Raw genomic sequence first — 1,221 nt, 5'->3', positions numbered from 1 at the left:
CTGGATCTCCAGCAGGCGGGGCAGGGCATTGGCCAGGGTGGACTTGCCCGCCCCAATCGGCCCCACCACCGCCACCAATTGGCCCGGCTCGAGGCAAAAGCCCAGATCCTGCAGCGCCGGCGTTGCGGATCCCGTGTCGGCATAGGCAAAAGTCAGACCCCTAGCCTCGATACGCCCCTGCACCTTCTCTAGCGGTAGGGGCAAAGCACCCGGGGCATCGCGGATGCTGGGCTCTACCCGCAGCAGCGCGTCGATCCGCTCCAGGCTGACCTGGCCCCGCTGGTAGGCAGTGATGGTAAAGCCCAGCAGAGCGGTGGGAAACACCAGCCGTTCCACGTAGAGGGTGAGGGCGGAAAAATCCCCAATCGTCAGCCGTCCCGCCGCAATCTGCGGCCCTCCCACCGCCAATAGCAGCAACAGGCTCAGGCTGACCAAAGCCACCAAGGAGGGGAAAAGCAGGTTGCGGGTGAGGGCCAAGCGCAAATTGGCCTGCAGCAGCCGCTCGTTGCGGCGGCGAAACTCCCTCTGCTCGCGCTCTTCCTGGGCATAGACCTTGATCAGGGTGATGCCGTTCATATCCTCCTGGATGAGATCGCTCAGATTGGCCAGCTCCTGCTGCACCTGAAGCTGCTCCTGCTGCAGACGGGTGCTGGTCAACTTCACCAGCCCCAGCATCACCGGAAACACCGATAGGGCCAGGGCGCTCAGACGCGGCTCAATGCCAAACATAGCCGGCAGGGTGGTGCCGTAGGCAAAGAGGGTGTTGGCCAAGTTGAGCAGGGCAAAGCCCAACAGGCGGCGGACATTTTCCACATCGCTGGTGATGCGGGTGAGAATATCCCCAATGGTCTGCTGGGCAAAGTAGGAAGGCTGCAGGGTAAGCAAATGCTCGAAGATGGCCTGCTTGAGGCGAAACTCCACCTGCCGCCCTACGCCAAACATCCACACCCGCGAGGCAATGCGAATGCCCATCATCAGGGTGGAGACAACCAGCACCACCAGAGCGTAGAGGGCAATGCGGCTGGGCGACAGCGCGGCCAGGTTCTGGCTGAGATCGTCGATGGCCAGCTTGACGTACCAGGGCAGGAACACCCCCAGCCCGTTCACCACCAGCAGGGATCCAATGCCCAGCACCACCTGGCGCCGATAGGGGCGCAGATAATGGGCCAGTTGTCGGAGATGGGATCCCGCCACTCAGGTGCTCCTCCAGCTTCTTCCCAC

The 1,221-nt window shown here is 62.8% G+C and carries 1 protein-coding gene; it reads right to left on the bottom strand.

What is annotated here, in order from left to right; genetic code table 11:
- Positions 1–1,194 (bottom strand): ABC transporter transmembrane domain-containing protein (locus NW857_RS13040; protein ID WP_414369218.1); only part of this gene is annotated, 1,194 nt, incomplete at its 3' end.
- Between the last annotated feature and the right edge of the window lie 27 nt (positions 1,195–1,221).

Source organism: Synechococcus sp. H55.9 (assembly GCF_047462355.1).
Classification (GTDB): domain Bacteria; phylum Cyanobacteriota; class Cyanobacteriia; order Thermostichales; family Thermostichaceae; genus Thermostichus.
This window is presented reverse-complemented; position numbering and strand designations above follow the sequence as displayed.